Annotated in this window: 14 protein-coding genes; 4 read left to right on the forward strand and 10 right to left on the reverse strand. The window is 52.3% G+C overall.

What is annotated here, in order from left to right:
• Positions 1 to 287: 287 nt before the first annotated feature.
• From EGT51_RS03750 to EGT51_RS03785, 8 genes are all read right to left on the reverse strand, one after another.
• Positions 288 to 1,631: a sensor histidine kinase gene (locus tag EGT51_RS03750; protein WP_135367463.1), complete on the reverse strand. Its 1,344-nt coding sequence runs from the start codon at positions 1,629 to 1,631 to the stop codon at positions 288 to 290.
• Positions 1,628 to 2,335, reverse strand: a complete 708-nt coding sequence (locus EGT51_RS03755; protein WP_135367464.1) for a response regulator transcription factor — start codon at positions 2,333 to 2,335, stop codon at positions 1,628 to 1,630. The genes EGT51_RS03750 and EGT51_RS03755 overlap by 4 nt, the downstream gene beginning before the upstream one ends.
• 4 nt (positions 2,336 to 2,339) lie before the next feature.
• The gene (locus EGT51_RS03760) at positions 2,340 to 3,494 is read right to left on the reverse strand and encodes a PDZ domain-containing protein (RefSeq protein ID WP_135367465.1); all 1,155 of its coding nucleotides are present in this window, start codon (positions 3,492 to 3,494) and stop codon (positions 2,340 to 2,342) included.
• 135 nt (positions 3,495 to 3,629) lie between these two features.
• A protein-coding gene (prfB, locus tag EGT51_RS03765; protein WP_135367466.1) for a peptide chain release factor 2 occupies positions 3,630 to 4,746 on the reverse strand; the annotation gives its coding sequence in 2 pieces (ribosomal slippage) (positions 3,630 to 4,673 and positions 4,675 to 4,746; 1,116 coding nt in all).
• 564 nt (positions 4,747 to 5,310) lie between these two features.
• Entirely contained in the window at positions 5,311 to 7,674 is a 2,364-nt protein-coding gene (secA, locus tag EGT51_RS03770) for a preprotein translocase subunit SecA (protein WP_135367467.1), read from the reverse strand.
• A gap of 365 nt (positions 7,675 to 8,039) precedes the next feature.
• Positions 8,040 to 8,597 (reverse strand): ribosome hibernation-promoting factor, HPF/YfiA family, encoded by a 558-nt coding sequence (hpf, locus tag EGT51_RS03775; protein ID WP_135367468.1) that lies wholly within the window; start codon positions 8,595 to 8,597, stop codon positions 8,040 to 8,042.
• A gap of 140 nt (positions 8,598 to 8,737) precedes the next feature.
• A complete protein-coding gene (locus EGT51_RS03780; protein ID WP_135367469.1) occupies positions 8,738 to 9,415 on the reverse strand; it encodes a ComF family protein in 678 nt (225 codons plus the stop codon).
• A complete protein-coding gene (locus tag EGT51_RS03785) occupies positions 9,412 to 10,728 on the reverse strand; it encodes a DEAD/DEAH box helicase (RefSeq protein WP_135367470.1) in 1,317 nt (438 codons plus the stop codon). The genes EGT51_RS03780 and EGT51_RS03785 overlap by 4 nt, the downstream gene beginning before the upstream one ends.
• Positions 10,729 to 10,807: 79 nt before the next feature.
• On the opposite strand from EGT51_RS03785, the gene EGT51_RS03790 reads away from it, so the two are divergent.
• Entirely contained in the window at positions 10,808 to 11,470 is a 663-nt protein-coding gene (locus EGT51_RS03790; RefSeq protein ID WP_135367471.1) for a YigZ family protein, read from the forward strand.
• A gap of 133 nt (positions 11,471 to 11,603) precedes the next feature.
• Entirely contained in the window at positions 11,604 to 11,750 is a 147-nt protein-coding gene (locus EGT51_RS03795; RefSeq protein ID WP_179951124.1) for a hypothetical protein, read from the forward strand.
• Positions 11,751 to 11,933: 183 nt separating this feature from the next.
• Here EGT51_RS03795 and EGT51_RS03800 read toward each other — a convergent pair whose 3' ends face one another.
• Positions 11,934 to 13,028, reverse strand: a complete 1,095-nt coding sequence (locus EGT51_RS03800; RefSeq protein ID WP_135367472.1) for a glycosyltransferase family 4 protein — start codon at positions 13,026 to 13,028, stop codon at positions 11,934 to 11,936.
• A 409-nt stretch (positions 13,029 to 13,437) separates the two neighbouring features.
• Here EGT51_RS03800 and EGT51_RS03805 point away from each other — a divergent pair, with 409 nt between their 5' ends.
• Together EGT51_RS03805 and lrgB are read left to right on the forward strand one after the other, a co-directional pair.
• Positions 13,438 to 13,878 carry a CidA/LrgA family protein gene (locus tag EGT51_RS03805; RefSeq protein ID WP_179951125.1) on the forward strand — a complete coding sequence of 147 codons (441 nt, stop codon included), beginning with the start codon at positions 13,438 to 13,440 and terminating at the stop codon, positions 13,876 to 13,878.
• 44 nt (positions 13,879 to 13,922) lie between these two features.
• Positions 13,923 to 14,729: an antiholin-like protein LrgB gene (gene lrgB / locus EGT51_RS03810; protein ID WP_135367473.1), complete on the forward strand. Its 807-nt coding sequence runs from the start codon at positions 13,923 to 13,925 to the stop codon at positions 14,727 to 14,729.
• Positions 14,730 to 15,562: 833 nt separating this feature from the next.
• On the opposite strand, the gene EGT51_RS03815 is transcribed toward lrgB, so the two are convergent.
• On the reverse strand, positions 15,563 to 17,398 hold the full coding sequence (locus tag EGT51_RS03815; protein ID WP_135367474.1) for an APC family permease: 1,836 nt from the start codon (positions 17,396 to 17,398) through the stop codon (positions 15,563 to 15,565).
• Positions 17,399 to 18,041 lie beyond the last annotated feature (643 nt).

Consider the following 18,041-nt stretch of genomic DNA (forward strand, 5'->3'; position numbering starts at 1 on the left):
GGTTGTGTAAATATATCCCGTACTGGGTAAATTTTTGTTGAAATCATGCTGGGTGACCATGATTTTTAAGTGAATAGACTTTTACACGGTATTACTGATAGCAACCTTGCCGGAACCCCGGCTAACGTAGGCGCTTGGTTTTGCCAATTTCAGGTGTCAGAACACCGTCATTACGGTAATCAGCGCGTTAATTTCAGGTTCAACCCTCAGCTACCTTACTGGACCCAAAAGGACGCAACCATCCCCTGGCTGCGTCCTGATGAGTTTCTTAATTTTAGCCGCCGGGCCTAAGCCACCGGAAAAGTCATGGTGACCTGGGTGCCGACGTCGGGCGTGCTTTGCAGGTCGATCTTACCGTTCAACGACTGGACCAGTTCACGCACGATGGCTAGGCCCAGGCCGCTGCCACTGACCAGCTGGTTAGAATGCGACACGTCCGCACGGTAGAAGCGCTCGAACACCCGAAGTTGGTCCTGGGGCGCGATACCAATTCCCGTGTCCGCAATCGTGAGCGACCAGGCTTTAGGCGTCTCCTGGCTGGTCAACGTGACCGTGCCCTGAGGCCGATTGTATTTAATGGCGTTACTCAACACATTTTTCAAGATCTGGTCGAACTTGTGCTGGTCCGTCACGGCCACCAATTCGGCCGGTACCTGATTGATCAGCGTCACGGCATTGACCGCGGCTAATGGCGACAGTAAGGAGACCTGGCTGGCGACCATCTGGCCGACCGGCACCTCAGCCACCTCCACGGCGTTGCCCGACTCAATGTGCGAGATGGTCAACACGTCGTTGATCAATTCCACCAGGCGCTCACTTTGTTGGTCAATGATCTTCAAGAACTCCACTGATTTCTCCGGGTCATCCTTGGCTCCCGCTAATAACGTCTTGGCAAAGCCAGAAATGGCGGTGACCGGCGTCTTCAGCTCGTGCGATGCATTGGACACGAAGTCCATCTGCATCTGTTCCACGGCGTACACCTCCGTGACGTCGTAGAGCAGGACCAGCACCTGAAAATAGTCCTGCGACGTGGCGGTATAAATGGCGCGCGCATCGACCGTCCGCTCCTTGACCACCCCGGGCAACTTCAGCGTCTTGTGCTGCGTCTGGCGGTCATTGAGCGCCGCGTTGATCAGACTGGCCAGCTCGAACTGTTGCACGTCTTGGGTGAACGGGTGCCGCCGCGGAGAAATCTGGCGTTGTAAGAACTGCTCCATCGCCGGATTGGCCAGCTCGACTTTGCGGTAGCGGTCAATCACCATCACGCCAATCGGCAGGTAGTCCAGTAACGTCGCGAACTCCTGATTTTGACTGGCCATCTCGCGGCGGGCCTTGCGCTGTTGCGTCTGCAGGTAATTGATCTGCAGGGCCAATTGCTGAAACGGGTCGTGGGGCGACAACAGCACGTGGGCTGGCGTCTCTTCGTGGCGAATGCCTTCCACCTTCTTGGTCAAAATCGTGATTCGCTGTTCTAACCAGCGGTACACGTAGCTCAGCACCACCGTTTCCAGCAGGGCCACGGACCACGCGACCAGCGTCGCCAACGCCACGTGAGGCGCCCGCACCAGCCAGACCAGCAGCGTATTCACCATCCCCAGCCCAACAAAGGCCACCAGCAGTTGGCGCATCATGACTGGGCCTCAAAGGTGTAGCCAAAGCCCCGCACCGTCTTCAATAGCACGGGATGCTTGGGGTCCAACTCGATTTTTTCACGCAAATGCGACACGTGAATGTCGACCATGCGCGTTTGACCACTGTAGTCAAAGCCCCAGACGCCTTCCAGCAGCTGTTCACGACTCCACACCTTGCCGGGACGCTTAGCAAAAAACAACAGTAATTCAAATTCCTTGGGGGTCAACTCGATGGGCTGGTCACCGCGCTTGACCTGGAATTTGTCCTGGTCAATGGTCAGGTCCCCGACCTTCAAGCGGTGGTCGACCTTCTCCGGGGTCTGTCCTTGTGGTTGATCCTCGTGATAGCGCCGCATGACCGCCTTGATACGGGCGATCACTTCGCGCGGGCTAAACGGCTTGGTGATGTAATCATCCGCGCCGAGTTCCAGGCCAAAGACCTTGTCGAACTCGCCGGTCTTGGCCGTCACCATGATGATGGGCGTCTGAATCTTTTCTTGGCGAAGGCGTTTGGTGACCTCCACCCCATCCAATTTAGGCAACATTAAATCCAACAAAATAACATCAAACTTTTCGTGTAACGCTAAATTTAACGCCTGCTCACCGTCGATTGCGGTCACCACTTGAAAATCTGCTTGTTCCAAGTTGTACTGCAACAACGTCACAATTGCGGGCTCGTCATCGACGACTAGGACTCGACTCATAGGTTTACCCCTCCTGATCTCTGAATAAAACGATGCCGATTTCGTGCGGTGCCCCAGAATAAATCGCTGTTTCCGTCATCTTTAACTCGCCATTCATGTCCCGAACGCGTAAATGACAATACGCCGGATTGGCAAGGAGGGCCTCATAAAAACTCGTTTCACTGTTTACGGGACGATGGTTGCATTCCAAAATGATGTCGCCGGCCGCCAGATCCATTTTGACAGCGGGCGTTCGCGGGCGAATCGCTAATACGCGGACACCATCGTCGACCTGAGAATACCAGAATTGTTGCCGTTCGTCATAGCGTTTGGCTCGCCATAGGATAACCGCATAACCAACTAACAGAATGATTAATAGGTAAGGCGCATCGGTCGGGCGAAATGCCGTCCACCCACAAAAGACCGCCGCGACCACGGCTAACCAGACGAACTGCCGGGCTAGCTTGCGATAGACCACATGCGGGGCTTGACGAAAGACCGTCAGCCGTAACCCTAGAATCAGCGGGATCACCAAAATGGCAAAGCTCTTGCCTTGAATGTGAAAGACCGGCCAAAAGGCCCACTGACTGGTCAACCAGTCGCCGGGAACCAACGTCACCATGGGCAAGACCAAAAATTCGCGCCACGGGTACCCCGCGATGCGTTTGCCCCGTTGCTTGGCGTAGATCTTTGGGCTGGCAAAGCGGCCACCGTAATGGGCCACCCAATGCCCTAACAAAAGGAAGAAGACCACGGCCAACCACAAATAATTGGCCCCGGAAACTGACGACCAGTTGAGGCCCAACGCTGATAGGTCCGGCTTGGCCGTTATGTAAGTGCCCCCAAAGACGGTCAGCACCGTGGTGACCACGATCAACGTCAGCGGCAAGATCGTCGTGGGCAATAAGACCAACGTCAGGATGGCCAAGCCCTCGTAAATGATGATCCACAACAGCGGCAGGCTAAAGCCCACGGCCAGATTGACCACCGATAACCCCAACCCCAGCAAGACGCCCTGGGTCAACAGATGACGCAACTCGAAGTGGTCGCTAAAAACGGCACTTCCAAAATCATGACGCTCGGACTTGATCCGCGCGCGACTGGTCAGCCAAACGCGTAAAATCGCCAGCCAAACCAGCGGCTGCAGCAGGTAAGTGCTACAAGCAATAAATGTCCGCATGAAATCGACACCTTTCCTGAAAAGATAGCTGTCCCCAGTATATCATGAAACAAAAATGGGTAACACGACATTCGCGTTACCCATCTAATCATTATTTTAATCATCAATTGGCGGTTGAAGTTATTTCGACCTGCCTTAATCCGGATTCTTCTGGCTCAACTGCCACTGCAGATAAGCGTCGATGAACGGATCGAGGTCGCCGTCCATCACGGCTTGCCCGTTTCCCGTTTCGTAATTGGTCCGGTGATCCTTGACCATGGTGTACGGATGGAAAACGTAGGAGCGAATCTGCGACCCCCAGCCGATGTCCATCTGGTCGCCTTCAAGTTTGGCCTTTTCGGCGGCCTTCTTTTCTTCCTCGCGCTCGTACAGCTTGGCCCGTAACATACCCAGCGCCGTCTGGCGGTTTTGCAGCTGTGAACGTTGCGCCTGACTCTGCGTCACGATACCCGTGGGCAAGTGGGTGATCCGGACGGCCGATGACGTTTTGTTGACGTGTTGGCCCCCGGCTCCGGAAGCCCGGTAAACGTCGACCTTCAAGTCGGCCGGATTGATCTCCACGTCCACGGAATCGTCCAGCTCAGGCAACACGTCGACCGACGCGAAGGACGTGTGCCGGCGCCCGGCCGAATCAAACGGCGAGATCCGTACCAGCCGGTGAACGCCCTTTTCAGAACGCAAATACCCATAGGCATTGTGCCCGGCAATCAGGAGCGTGGCGCTACTCAACCCAGCCACATCCCCCGCTTGGTAATCCAGCACGGTCACCTTGAACTGATGTTGTTCCGCCCAACGCGTGTACATCCGCATCAGCATTTCGCCCCAGTCCTGGGATTCGGTTCCCCCGGCCCCAGGATGGATTTCCAAAATGGCGTTGTTGCGGTCGTATTTCTGGTTGAGCAACATGTTCAAGCTGTACTGTTGCAGGGCCTTCTTGGCCGCCGCAAAGTCCGTTTCAAACTCGGCTTGCATGTCGGCATCTGGTTCATCCTGCAACAATTCCAAGGCGACTTCCAGGTCATCCACTTGATCGGACAGCTTCTGGTATTCCTCCACCTTTTTCTTCATGTCATTGGTCTCATCGATCAGTTTCTGGGCGGCTTGCGCGTCGTCCCAAAAGCCCGGTTGGGCCATTTGGCCTTCATTGACACTGATGCTTTCGTTTAAGGCATCAAAGTCAAAGTGACCCCCTAAAGCCGGTGAGTTGTTCTTTCATGGCAGTAATTTCGCGTTTTGCATCGCTTAATTCCATGTTTGTTGGCTCCTTTTTAAGTGATTTGTTTGCTATTGGTTCAATTCAGCCAGCGGTTCTTCTTAACTAGTAACTTGATTCTCGTGGCCAGCCACACCTTATTATCGTCACGATGTCGGGTGACTGTCCAGCGAGACGAATCGCAATGGCCACTGTCTAGTCACTCAGGCGACATAGCCGAAACGTGCGACCCAAGGCAGTCGGTTCCGCTTGCCACATTCCAGTCGTACCCTTGATATACGCTCAGGTGGACTGGTCCTCGAACGCGTCGTCAACGCTAGTCACTCGGGCGACATAGCCGAAACGTGCGCCAACAGGCAACTGGTTCCGCTTAACAACGATAGGTAACTAATCCAAGCCCCGGATTAGCCGCTAGTCACTCGGGCGACATGGCCGAAACGTGCGACCCAAGGCAGCCGGTTCCGCTTAAAACTGCTAAGCAAATAATCCAAGACCGGGATTATCCGCTTAGCAGCTTTAATGCTCGCCGACTAACCGCCTTGGGTCCCACTCTTTTTACCAAAAACGAGGCGAAAGAATCTCTTTCGCCTCGTCCGTTCCCGTTTACCGGGTAATATTTTGTCGAATTTCAGACTTCATGAACAGGCGCGTGGCGTCGTAGTCAATGTCGGAGATCATTTCACCGAACATCCGGAACCCGTCTTGTTGGTATTCAACCAACGGGTTCAACTGACCGTAACCCCGTAACCCGATTGATTGCCGTAATTGGTCCATGGCATCAATGTGGTCGGTCCAATGAGAGTCCACGCAACGCAAGAGGACAACCTTTTCGAATTCAAGCATTTGTGCTGGATCGTAGAGTTGCTTTTGCTTTTCGGCGTAAACGTCTTCGGCTAAGCCCATGAAGAAGGCCTTGATCTCATCTGCGGTCTTGCCCTTCAGGTCATCCAAACTGATCTTGTCTGGGGAAACCATTGCGGAAATCCCGAAGTCCAGTAAGGTATCCAAATCCCAGTCGGATTGGTCGCCTTGTGTGTGTAAGTTAACCACGCGGTCGACGGTCCGTTTGATCATTGGCATTAAGACCCACTTCAGTGACTTGTCTTGGTTAATGACTTGGTTCCGTTCGCCATAAATGACGTCCCGTTGTTGCCGCATCACATCATCGTATTGCAAGACGTTCTTCCGGGAATCGTAGTTGTTCCCTTCAACCCGCTTTTGGGCGGATTCCACTTGCTTGGTGATCATGCGACTCCGGATAACGGCATCTTCGCCATCCACGTTCATCCGTTCCAAGAAGGCCTTGACCCGGTCGGAACCGAATCGCCGCATCAAATCATCTTCCAGGGACAGGTAGAATTGCGTCATACCAGGGTCCCCTTGACGACCGGAACGGCCACGAAGCTGGTTGTCGATCCGCCGTGATTCGTGACGTTCAGTCCCGATAACGGCCAACCCACCAATTTCAACCACGCCGGGTCCTAATTTAATATCAGTCCCCCGCCCGGCCATGTTGGTGGCGATGGTGACGGCACCCTTTTGACCGGCGTTTTGAATGATGTCGGCTTCCTTGGCATGGTTCTTGGCGTTCAAGACCACGTGTGGGATGTTTTCTTGGTCCAACCGTTGTGACAAGTATTCAGACGTTTCCACGGCCACGGTCCCAATCAACATTGGTTGACCTTTGGCGTGCAGCGTCTTGATCTCGTTGACCACGGCGTTGAACTTCGATTCCAAGGTTGGGTACAACAAGTCAGGTTGATCGACCCGCACGACCGGCTTGTTGGTCGGCACGGTGATGACTTCCATGTTGTAGATTTCCCGGAATTCTTCCGCTTCGGTCTTGGCCGTCCCGGTCATCCCGGCGAGCTTCTTGTACATCCGGAACAAGTTTTGGTAGGTAATGTTCGCCATGGTCTTGGTTTCTTCTTGAATCTCGACGCCTTCCTTGGCTTCAATGGCCTGGTGCAGCCCGTCGGAGTACCGACGACCGTCCATGACCCGCCCAGTAAAGGAATCAACGATTAAGACTTCGCCATCTTGGACCACGTAGTCCTTATCACGGAGCATGATAAAGTTGGCCCGCAGCGCTTGGTCCATGTGGTGGGTCAAGGCCGTGTTGTCCGTATCATACAGGTTCTTCAAGTTAAAGTACTTTTCCGCCTTTTCGATCCCGGTGTCGGTCAACGCCACCGTCTTGGATTCCAAGTCGATCTTAAAGTCTTCTTTTTCGTGCAAGGTCTTCGCAAACCGGTCCACCCGTTGATACAAAGCACTCGTCCCTTCGGATTGACCAGAAATGATCAAGGGGGTCCGGGCTTCATCAATTAAGATGGAGTCAACTTCATCGACGATTGCGTAGTTCAATGGCCGTTGCACCATGTCTTCTTTGTACACCACCATGTTATCCCGGAGGTAATCGAACCCGATTTCCCCGTTGGTTGAATAGGTGATGTCGGCATTGTAGGCTTCCCGCTTTTCTTCTGGGGACTTTTCAGCGGAGTTCAAGCCAACCGTTAAGCCCATCCAGGTGTACAGTTCACCCATTTCAGTTGCGTCCCGTGCAGACAGGTATTCGTTAACCGTAACCACGTGAACCCCTTTACCCGCTAAGGCATTCAGGTACACGGGCATCGTGGCGGTCAAGGTCTTCCCTTCACCGGTCTTCATTTCGGAAATGTTCCCTTCATGAAGCACAATTCCCCCCATGATCTGCACGTGGAAAGGATAGAGACCGAGGACCCGCTTGGCACCTTCACGGATAGCCGCGAAAGCCTCAGGCAGTAAATCGTCCAACGTTTCGCCGTCTTGATAACGCTTCTTAAATTCAGGCGTTTTCGCTTTCAAATCATCGTCTGAAAGTGCTGCGTACTCGTCAGCGTATGCGCCAACTTGGTCCGCTAATTTACTGAGGCGTCGTAAAGTCCGGCGATCACTTTCGACCCATCGTTTCAAAATATTTGCCATGTGAGAATTCCCTTCAGTACATTTAGTAAGTCTATTTAAAGTTACCCATTTATTTGCAATAAATCAACCTACATTTTACCACTATCCCGGCCAAGATGAAACAAATCTCCACAGCCGCCTCACAGTGAAGCGGTTTCTTTGGCGTTATAGCAACGACAAATGGGGTTAACAAAATTAGTTTAACGTTTAATCCATTTCGGCTTTTCACCCCAAAATCACGTCAAACGCTCCATTTATCTAGGATACCAAACGCAAATGGCGCCCGGATTGCGCCCAGATTAAATCTGAGTGTCACTTATCTGTAGCCTACCACAGGCCATAAAAAAAGCACCGCAGACACGCGGCGCTTCGTCAATTAAACTTACTTAATCTTGATCATCGGCCTCAATCAAGCCATACCGGCCGTCATTGCGACGGTAGACGATGCTGATCCCATTGGTTTCGGCATCTTCATAGATAAAGAAGTCATGGCCTAACATGTCCATTTGGAGAACGGCTTCTTCATTATCCATTGGCTTCAATGAAACGCGCTTGGTGCGGACAACTTCCAAATCGCTACTGTCAGCTGTATTGTCACTGTCAGTATCTGGTGAGAAGTCGAGATTCTTGTATCCCTTCTCCCGTGACTTACGGTTGACCTTGGTCTTGTACTTGCGAATTTGACGTTCCAGCTTGTCCGTAACCAAGTCAACACTTGCATATAAGTCCGGAGAGGTTTCCTCTGCCCGTAATGTCAAGTATGGGAGTGGGATTGTTACTTCAACCTTCGCTGTCTTGTTTTGGTAGACCTTCAGGTTGACATGCGCAATTGCCTCAACATTGTTGTCGAAATATTTCTCCAACTTGCTGATACGCTTTTCAACGTAATCCCGTATTGCGTCAGTAACTTCGATGTTTTCACCACGAATATTAAATGTGAGCATAAAACTTCTCTCCCTTCAGCCAAGAGATCCCTTGGCTTGCTCAGCATTAGAAGGACCACTCTTCTAATATGCTTTGCTTACATTTATTATAATAGAAAGCCCTACCAGAAACAATTAATCTAATTATTTTTTCGGAGCACTTAACGCGCTAACGTCAAGCTGGTAACCGCTTTCGCGCCGCCTAAATAAATTTGCGCAGCGGCATGGCGCAACGTTCGTCCCGTGGTATACACGTCATCTAACAGCAATACCCGCTGGCCCATCAAAATGTCAGCCGCATGCGGCGCCAGGATAAACGGCTGAGCCGTCCGTAATCGCGCCGCACGGTCCTTGGCCGACTGTGGCTGGTCTTTGTGGCTGGCACGCACTAGTAAGTCCTGCTGAAAGGGCTGGGTCTGCAGCCACCCGGTGACCTGGTTGAAACCGCGCTGCTGCCAGGTCGCCTGATCCACCGGAATTGGCACCAACACGTCGTAGGTCTCCCGGGCCAACGCCAAGCGCAGAGGTTCCTGCAACACCCGCCGCAGCGCAAAATCGCCCTGAAACTTGTACTGCTGCATATAGGCCTTCATGGCGGCATCGTAGACGTATAACGCGTGATTGACCAGCGGTGGCCCCGTCCAGCGCTGGCAGTCCCGACAAATTGTCTCGTCCGTTTGCTGGCGGCCACACTGCGGGCAATGCAGGATGGAAATGGGCGTCAACCGCGTTTGACACGCGGCACAAACGGCCGACTTGATCAGCGGCCCCCACCGCCAAAGCTGGCTGACCGTCACCACGCCACCCAGACGGCGACCGCACCAGACACAGGCGTTCATGGCCGCCCTCCCTGACGCCGCCCCTGCAAGTTCAAGCGGGCGATCATCCCCCGGGCCAACCGCACCCGCCGCGCATAGCTGTGGCAGTAACAGGTCACGTCACCCGTGGGAAATTGGGCACTCCGCCCGACCCGGCCAGCAATCTGGACCAACGCCGCTGTGGAAAATACCGGATCATCCCCACCCAAGATGACGACCGCCACGTTGGGAAAGGTCACGCCTCGCTCCAAAATCGTGGTCGTCACCAAGAAGGCCACCTTTTGGTCACGCATCGCCTGAACCTTTTCCTGACGCGCTTCGTCGGCTGCGTGGACCGTCACCCCGCCGGTAATTCCGGCCAGGTGTAGGGCCTGATCGACCACCGCCAGGTCCGCCACGTGGGGCACGAACAGGAGGAATCGTTGGCCAGCTCGTAAATAGCCGCGCAACTGATGAATCAACCGGGCAGGCAATTTGCGACGTCGCAACTGTTCGCGCCACCGCCAGGCAATTTGTAAGTCGATCTGCGGCAGTAAATGACCGTGGTAGCGCAATGGCACGTAGGTCACCGCCAATTCCTTGCGAGCCACGCGGCGTTGCAGGCGCTCTCCGGGAGTCGCCGTCAAGTATAAATGACATCCCGATGGCTTCTGGGCGTGGTCGATGGCCCGTTTGAGCATGGGGCTGGTGGCCAGCGGAAAGGCATCGACCTCGTCGACTACGATCAGATCAAAGGCCGCCTTGAACCGCAACAGTTGATGGGTCGTGCAGACCGTCAACGGACAGTAGCGATACGGTTGCGGCTGATCACCGTACAAAACGGTCTGGGGTACGTCCGCAAAGGCCGCCTGCAGCCGTGGCGCCAGTTCCAAACACACGTCGACGCGAGGCGAGGTCCAGGCGACCCGCCATCCCTGACTTAACGCCCAGGCCAACGCCGGATAGACGATCTCCGTTTTGCCGGCACCCGTGACCGCCCACAACAGGTGATTGGTCTGCGCTTGGACGTGGGCCAGTACCGACTGCGCGGCGACCCGTTGCTGGGCACTCAACTCTCCGGTCCAGGTCAGTCCTCCATTGGCCAACTTCGGCGACTGATTTGGTTCGGGAATAGTGTATAATTTATCTTGAGAAGTCAATCGTCCCAACTGTAGACATTGCCGGCAGTACCACGCCTGATTGGCCAACTGGTCGTCCGGCCCTAACCAGTGTCCGCAGCGTTGGCACTGAAGCCGCGACCCCAACGCTTTAAGCGCGGGCGTGCCCGTCAACTCAGGCGTTGGTGCCGTGCGCAAGGGCAACTGTCGACCAAAAAACGCTTCATTATTTGTCATCCAAAGTTCCTCCTCTAAGGGTGTCTATAGACTAACTCCGTAATCGCGGGCCGATATTTTTTTGGAAAGGTGTTTTTAAATGGAAACTGATTACTTAACCATCCGTGCCAGCGGCAATCATGAACTGGAAATTAAAAAGTCCCGCTTCATTGGGGACCTCGGCCGCGTAACGTCTGAAGACGAAGCCAAGGCCTTCATCGCTGCCGTCACCGCACGCGAACCCAAGGCGACCCACCATTGTTGGGCTTACTTGATTGGCGAACACGATGAGATCCAACGCGAAAGCGACAACGGCGAACCGTCCGGAACCGCCGGCGTCCCAATTTTGACGGTGCTTCAGCGCAACCATCTCCACAACGTCATCGCGGTGGTCACCCGGTATTTCGGGGGCATTAAGCTGGGCGCCGGCGGCTTGATCCGCGCTTACAGCAACAGTACCTCCACGGCCATCGAGGCGGTCGGCGTGGTCAAATTGGTCCGTCAACAAGCCATGACGTTGACCGTGGACTACCCCAACTTTGACCGACTCAACCACTACCTAACGGAAAACAACGTGGCCATCTTAGACACCAGCTATACCGATCAGGTCGCCGTCACAATTGCCGTTGACCTGGCCGACGTGACCGCCACTCAAACGGCGATTACCAATCTACTCAGTGACCGGCTGACCCTCAAGCTCGGCGACATCGCCTACAACGAGGTTCCAGTCGAAATCAACGCCAGCAGTCGCTCTGACGACTGAGCTGGTCTGCCCCTAGTCGAAAGTCGAGAGTGGGCCAAAAGGCGATTGGCTGGAACTACTGTTATCATGTGCCTCATGACGTCAAGAATAGTCGTTTACAGCCTCACGATGCATACTGGCCGCCTTCAAACAAATGACGACTAATTCCAACTACACGAACAACAAGGAATTCCTGACCATCCCCGGTGCCGTGCATACGGACCTGTACGACGGTGGCGTCAACCATGATCTGATTCCGTTCGACAAGCTGGACAGCTTCTTCAACCAATACTTGAACTAGCGGCTTCTTTGTCAAAACTGGCCGCCTCCAGTCCGGCCACGGTAGCGCCGATCAGCAGCACCTGGTCCACGTCACTTGCATGAGCCAGCACGATTACCACCCTAACCAAATTAAAAACGCCCGCCAGATTGCCTCAGCAACCTGACGAGCGTTTTTCGTGCGTCATCCCTGTGGACGCAGCCGTTAATCAGAATTTTTTGATGTCAATTTTTGGACAATATGATTGATCCAATGGAGTAACGGCTGTCGGTTAGATCCGACCAACCCGATGGCCTCAACGAATAGCTCCAGGCCAATCAAAATGGCAATCGTCAACAGGACCGAGCCCCAAATGGTTGACAGCGGGTACAGTAAGGAAATGAACGAGAAGATCAACGCAATCCCGTAGATGACCAAAACCGTTTGCCGGTGCGTCAATCCCAACTGCATTAAGCGGTGATGCAAATGGTGCTTGTCCGCGTGTGAGATGGGTTGGCGATTTAAGATCCGCCGAATCATGGCGTAGACCGTGTCCGTGATGGGCACCCCCAAGATGATGACCGGGATGATGACGGAAATGAAGGTAACGTTTTTCAGCCCATAAAGGGAGAAACAAGCAATCATAAACCCAATAAATTGGGCCCCAGTATCCCCTAAATAAATCCGGGCCGGGAAAAAGTTGTAGGGTAAGAAACCCACCATGGCAGCGACTAACGCGAAAATCATGATGGCGACCCAGGTGTTGGCCACGTTTAAGAAGAATAACCCGGTGATCCCGGTCGTGGTCAGCGCAATGATGGAGACCCCCGTCGCTAAGCCATCCAGTCCGTCGATCAGGTTGATGGCGTTGATGATGGCCACGATCCACAGCAGCGTGATGGGCAGCGACAACCAGCCGAAATGCCACATCCCCACGAAGGGCAACGTCAAGTAGCGCATCCGGACGCCAGCCACAAAGTACACTTCTAAGGCGGCCAGCAATTGCCCCAGCACCTTTTGGCGGGGTTTTAATTCAAAGACGTCATCGATCATGCCCTCAGCCACGATGATGCATTCACCACCGAATAGCCCCCACAGCTGTTGCGTCGGCATCTGGTCGCGCAACAAGAACATCGTCGAAAACGTAAACGCAATAAAAATCGCTAGGCCACCCAGCGTCGGCATGGGAACTTTATTGACCCGGCGCTGATTTGGTTTATCCACCGCACCAATTTGAAACGCAAAGCGGCGTACAAACGGGGTTAGGACCGCGGAGATAATCATGGTAGCAAATAAGCTAACAATAATCTCAAATTTCATTAAAGTGTCCTCTTTCTTTCATTCAGCTCTTTTGCTAATTATACAAATCTCTGAAATTAAACACAACCGCGATTTCCAGGTCGTAAGCGAAAAACAACCTTTGTGTAATCCGTACTGGCAATTCACAAGCGATCGGTGATCTTACTTGTGAATAAAAAAATAATTCATAAAGTTTGTGTAAGCGTTTCCTTTCTATCCATTTGGGTGATTTCGTGCACAAGTATACAGACAAAAGCCTAAAATTCACAGATTTATCTTGTGCAAATCGGTGAAAAGCCATATAATAGATTTGTGCCATTGAGAAAGGTTTCACATTTCATTTGTGTCCAAGCTATTTATCCTATTTCCTTGTGAAACCTTTCCAGTCGTCTGTCACTTTTGGTTTGTATTTCGAAAGGAGATTTTTCTATTGGCTGCTAATGATAAAGCAACAAAGACAGAAACGGCTAAAGAAGAACAAGCTTCACCCATCTTAATTCAAATGGGGATCTTCGCCGCAATCCTGTTTGTTTCCAGCCTAATTTCCCCGTTGTTCCCAGCAACATTCCCAGTTCCAACGCCCGTTATCGGTTTGGTAATCCTTTACATCCTATTGGCTACCCACATCGTTAAGTTACGCAACGTTGAAAAATTTGGGGACTTCATGATCAGCTTGATCGCGTTCTTGTTCGTGCCTTCAGGTATCCAATTGGCTGCTAGCCTGGACATCTTAAAGGCCCAAGGGGTTCAACTGGTTGTCGTTATCTTAATTGCAACGATTGTCCTGCTGGTTGTTGTGGCTTACACGACTGCTGGATTCATCTGGCTTCGGAAGAACGTCTTCCATCGTGACGTTAACGTCGAAGAATAATTTCGTCGACTGCTACTACTTTCACTAGAAAAGGATGAAAATTTATGATTACATTAACTGGAACCGCCCATATGGCAGTTTGGGGCAAATGGCTCGGTGATGCGTTAGGGACTAACGCCGCTGGTGCTTCTGCCGGTAACGCCTTATTTGGTATTTTTCTATCATTAGTTGTTTACTTATTCGGTCAATGGTTATTCAAGATCGGTAAAGGTTTCTTCTTATTCCAACCTCTGTTCGTTGGGATGGTCTTAGGGATCTTCATTCTGTTCCTGTTTGCTAAGGCATTCGGTACAGATACGGCTACTTTCTACAAGTCAGCCTACTTACCTGGTGGTAACATTATCTTCTGGTTCTTAAACCCAGCTACGATTGCCTTCGCTATTCCACTGTACCGTCGGAATGACGTTGTTAAGAAGTTCTGGTTGGAAATTGTACTTTCCCTGATCGTTGGGTTAATCATTTCCTTGTTCGTTATCTACTACGTTTCAAAGCTTATCGGCTTGGACAACGTTGGTATTGCTTCCATGATGCCACAAGCTGCCACGACTGCCATCGCGATGCCAATTGCGACTGCTATCGGTGGTAACTCAGCCGTTACTGCGATGGCCTGCATCCTCAACGCCGTTATCATTTACGCCTTGGGTGACTGGCTCGTTAAGTTCTTCCGTGTTAACAGCGACCCAATCGGTGCCGGTCTTGGTTTAGGTACTGCGGGACACACGGTTGGTTCAGCTAAGGCTTTACAACTTGGTTCTATCCAAGGGTCCATGGCTTCTATCGCCGTTGTTGTTATCTCAATCGTTGTTGATATCGTTGTACCACCATTTGCTTCTATGATGGGCTTGATCTAAAACTGATATTAACGAAAACACCGAATCCGTTCTGGGTTCGGTGTTTTTTTGTACAACCAAGTTCATCCGGATCATGAGACCGGTGGGTTACAGCCTCAGAGTAAGTCCTGCCCGCCTACCGTCCGCCAAATATGGGTTGGAACGCGGTGGGCGGACCGGACCAAGCCTGAAAGACGGTCTCGGCCTCGCTTTGAGCCGAGAGCCCGCGTCTCAAAGACGCCAGTTCCCTAAGCGCCGTGGACCCGTGCCGCTAAGGGAACTCCCACGGCTGAACCCATATTTGGCGAACTCCCGGCTACAAAAGTGTGTACCCGTACAACTGACTTAACCCTAGGTATCGATTCAATTAACTACCCTTAGCTGATACGACGTTACTAATCAACGACAGCCAAATGAACTCGGGTCTTTACACTCCCGAAATGTTGACGTTTAATTGCCAATCTGAAGGTATTCCAAGCCTGATGATTGATTGCACAGCTGTTCGTGACGTACAACTGACTGAACTGCTTTCCTAACGCTTGGTGTATTCTAAACCAAACGTTTTTTCCTTCCAGACCACTGGGCACTATCCCCAATTAATCCGGCAAGCAGACGCCAAGCAACAATGCCCAGCACCACCCCGTTATTTGCCCGTCTACACGTCACAGCGGCCACTTACCCACGGTCACAGGCAAGTACACCCGTGAGGCATAAACTGGCTGACAGGCGTTGAAATATGACGAATTTTATTGGCTCTGATGCTAACGGCTGATAGTGCTTCACCCGGGAAAATCTCTCTTCAAATTAATCGTAAAAAAGGCGGCTCTCCCCACAGGAAAGTCGCCTCAGTTCAGTTATTTCTTCAAGTGATAGTTATAAGTGGAAACAATAATGTTTTCCCGTGAATTCAAGACGGTCCGTAAGCGCAACGCTGTTTGGTTATGCAAGACGTTTTGCCAAGGGTGCCGGGGAACGAATTGTGGGACCAGGACGGTCGTTGTAAAGTTACGTTCCGCCGCGCGTTTGGCAATCACGTCACAGAACCGCAACGTTGGCGTGGCGATGGAGCGGTAAGACGAATGGATATCCACGAAACGGATGTCCGGGAACTCTTCCTTGAATTCCTGAGCCGTCTTGTGTTCCTTCTCCGGATTCTCATCGAAGGACACGTGCATCGCGATAACGTAATCGCCAATCGACCGGGCGTAGTTGATGGCTCCGGACGTCACCCGGGTGATGTTGCTGACCAACACGATGACGGTCGCCCCATCATACTCGTGAATGTCGGCCCGTTCTTTTTCCGCGACCCGCAGTTGCTTGGCAACGTTGTGGTAATGGCCATTGATGCGGTAGAACAGCAGCAAAATCAGCGGCATGATGATCAGGTAAGGCCAGACGTTGGCAAAGTGCAACAGCAGTAAGAAGACCACCAGCACCAGCGAAATCAAGGCCCCCAGTAAGTTGATCAACGATTTGCCGATCCACCAGCCTTCACGCGTCCGGAACCAGTGAATAATCATCCCGGATTGGGACAGCGTAAACGGCACGAACACCCCGACCGCATACAGCGGAATCAGTAAGGTCGTTTGCCCGTGGAAGATGAAGATCAACACGATGGCGCCGACCGCCAAGGAAATAATCCCGTTGGAGTACCCTAACCGGTCGCCCCGGTCCAGGTAAGCGTGTGGCAGGAATTTATCCTTGGCCAGGTTGTAAGCCAGGATGGGAAAGGCCGAAAACCCGGTGTTGGCAGCCACGGCCAAAATCAAAGCCGTTGACAATTGTAACAAGTAGTAGAACACCCCGTGACCAAATACACCGACCCCGATTTGTGACAGAACCGTTTGGTTACTCTGGGGCCGAATCCCCATGTAGTAACTCAGATAGGTAATCCCAGCGAAGAAGATCGCCAGGATACCGGCCATGATAGCCAAGGTCGCGGCCGCGTTGTGACGCTTGGGTTCTTTGAAGTTTGGCACCGCATTACTGATAGCTTCGACCCCAGTCAGTGAGGATGACCCGGACGAGAAGGCCCGGAAGAACAGCAACAGGGTCATGCCTTGAACCGGTGCGCCCAACGAAGCGGAGGCGTGATACGTAATGTTTCCGCTCATGATGTTGTACAGGCCCACGCCGATCATCACGATGATCATGACGATGAACAGGTAGACCGGCACCGTCAGAAATGCCGCCGATTCGCGCATCCCCCGTAAGTTTAGCAGCATAATGCCAATGACAATTAAAACTGACACCAACACGGAATACGGATACAGCGCCGGAATCGCCGAGGTAATCGCCTCGGTCCCGGAAGTCGTTGAAACCGCCACGGTCAGCATATAATCAACCAGCAGTGAGCCCCCAGCGACTAACCCGGCCGATTGGCCCCAGTTGGTGCTAGCAACCACATACGCCCCACCCCCGGAAGGATAGGCGTGAATGATTTGCTGGTATGAAAGCGTGATCGCAAATAACAGAACCAAGACCAAAGCCGCAACCCACAATTGATACATCAACGCGGCTGCTGATAAGGTAATCAGGACTGTCGTAATTTGCTCAGTACCATAAGCCACGGAGGATAACGCATCAGATGACAACAAGGCTAACGCTTTAAACTTGGTTAGCGACTGACCGCCCTCGTCCATGGTCTTGAGGGGTTTCCCAATTAAAACCCGCTTTAAATAACGCCACATGACTATTTACTCCTTATCTCCACAAATAATGAAAACGGGACCAGGCCCGTTAAATAATAGCTTGTTTCAGTCAAATCTGAATGTGCAGTAAGTCTACTACAACTAGCTCCACATTACCACAATTCTAGCAGTTCGCAACCGTAGAATTGTTTAGCGAACTTATCCATTATCCGGCAAAGTCTGGCAGAAATAAAGACTTTCTTTTTGCCAAATTTTGTTGCTACCCTGTTGGGTTGAGTTTCAGCCGGCCTTTGGTTGTTACGTAGGGGGTACTGGCCGCCTTACCGTTCACTAGAGATGAGTTGGAACGTCATCGTATAGATGCAGACCTATCCGAGGCGTTTCAGCTAGTGGTGCCTCCTAGCAACTGAAATTTCTGGAACCTTCCCCCTATTTCAGCGACAATGCTTGATTCTAACGCTAAGTCGCCCCACATTCAAGCTAAAGCTGAACTTTCTACCAACTAAAGGGTGAACGGCGAACATCAGCTAAAACGCTTGTTATCCTGCGACTCATGGCGTTAAAAATAGTCGCTTACAGCCGCACACTGCGAACTGGCCCGCCTACCGTTCGCCAAGTAGGGGTGGGGACACGAGGACGGTCTGAGGCCAAAGGGCGGTCTCAAAGTGGCCTCATAGCCGAA

The sequence above is a fragment of the Levilactobacillus suantsaiihabitans genome, assembly GCF_004745505.1.
In the GTDB taxonomy this organism is placed as follows: domain Bacteria; phylum Bacillota; class Bacilli; order Lactobacillales; family Lactobacillaceae; genus Levilactobacillus; species Levilactobacillus suantsaiihabitans.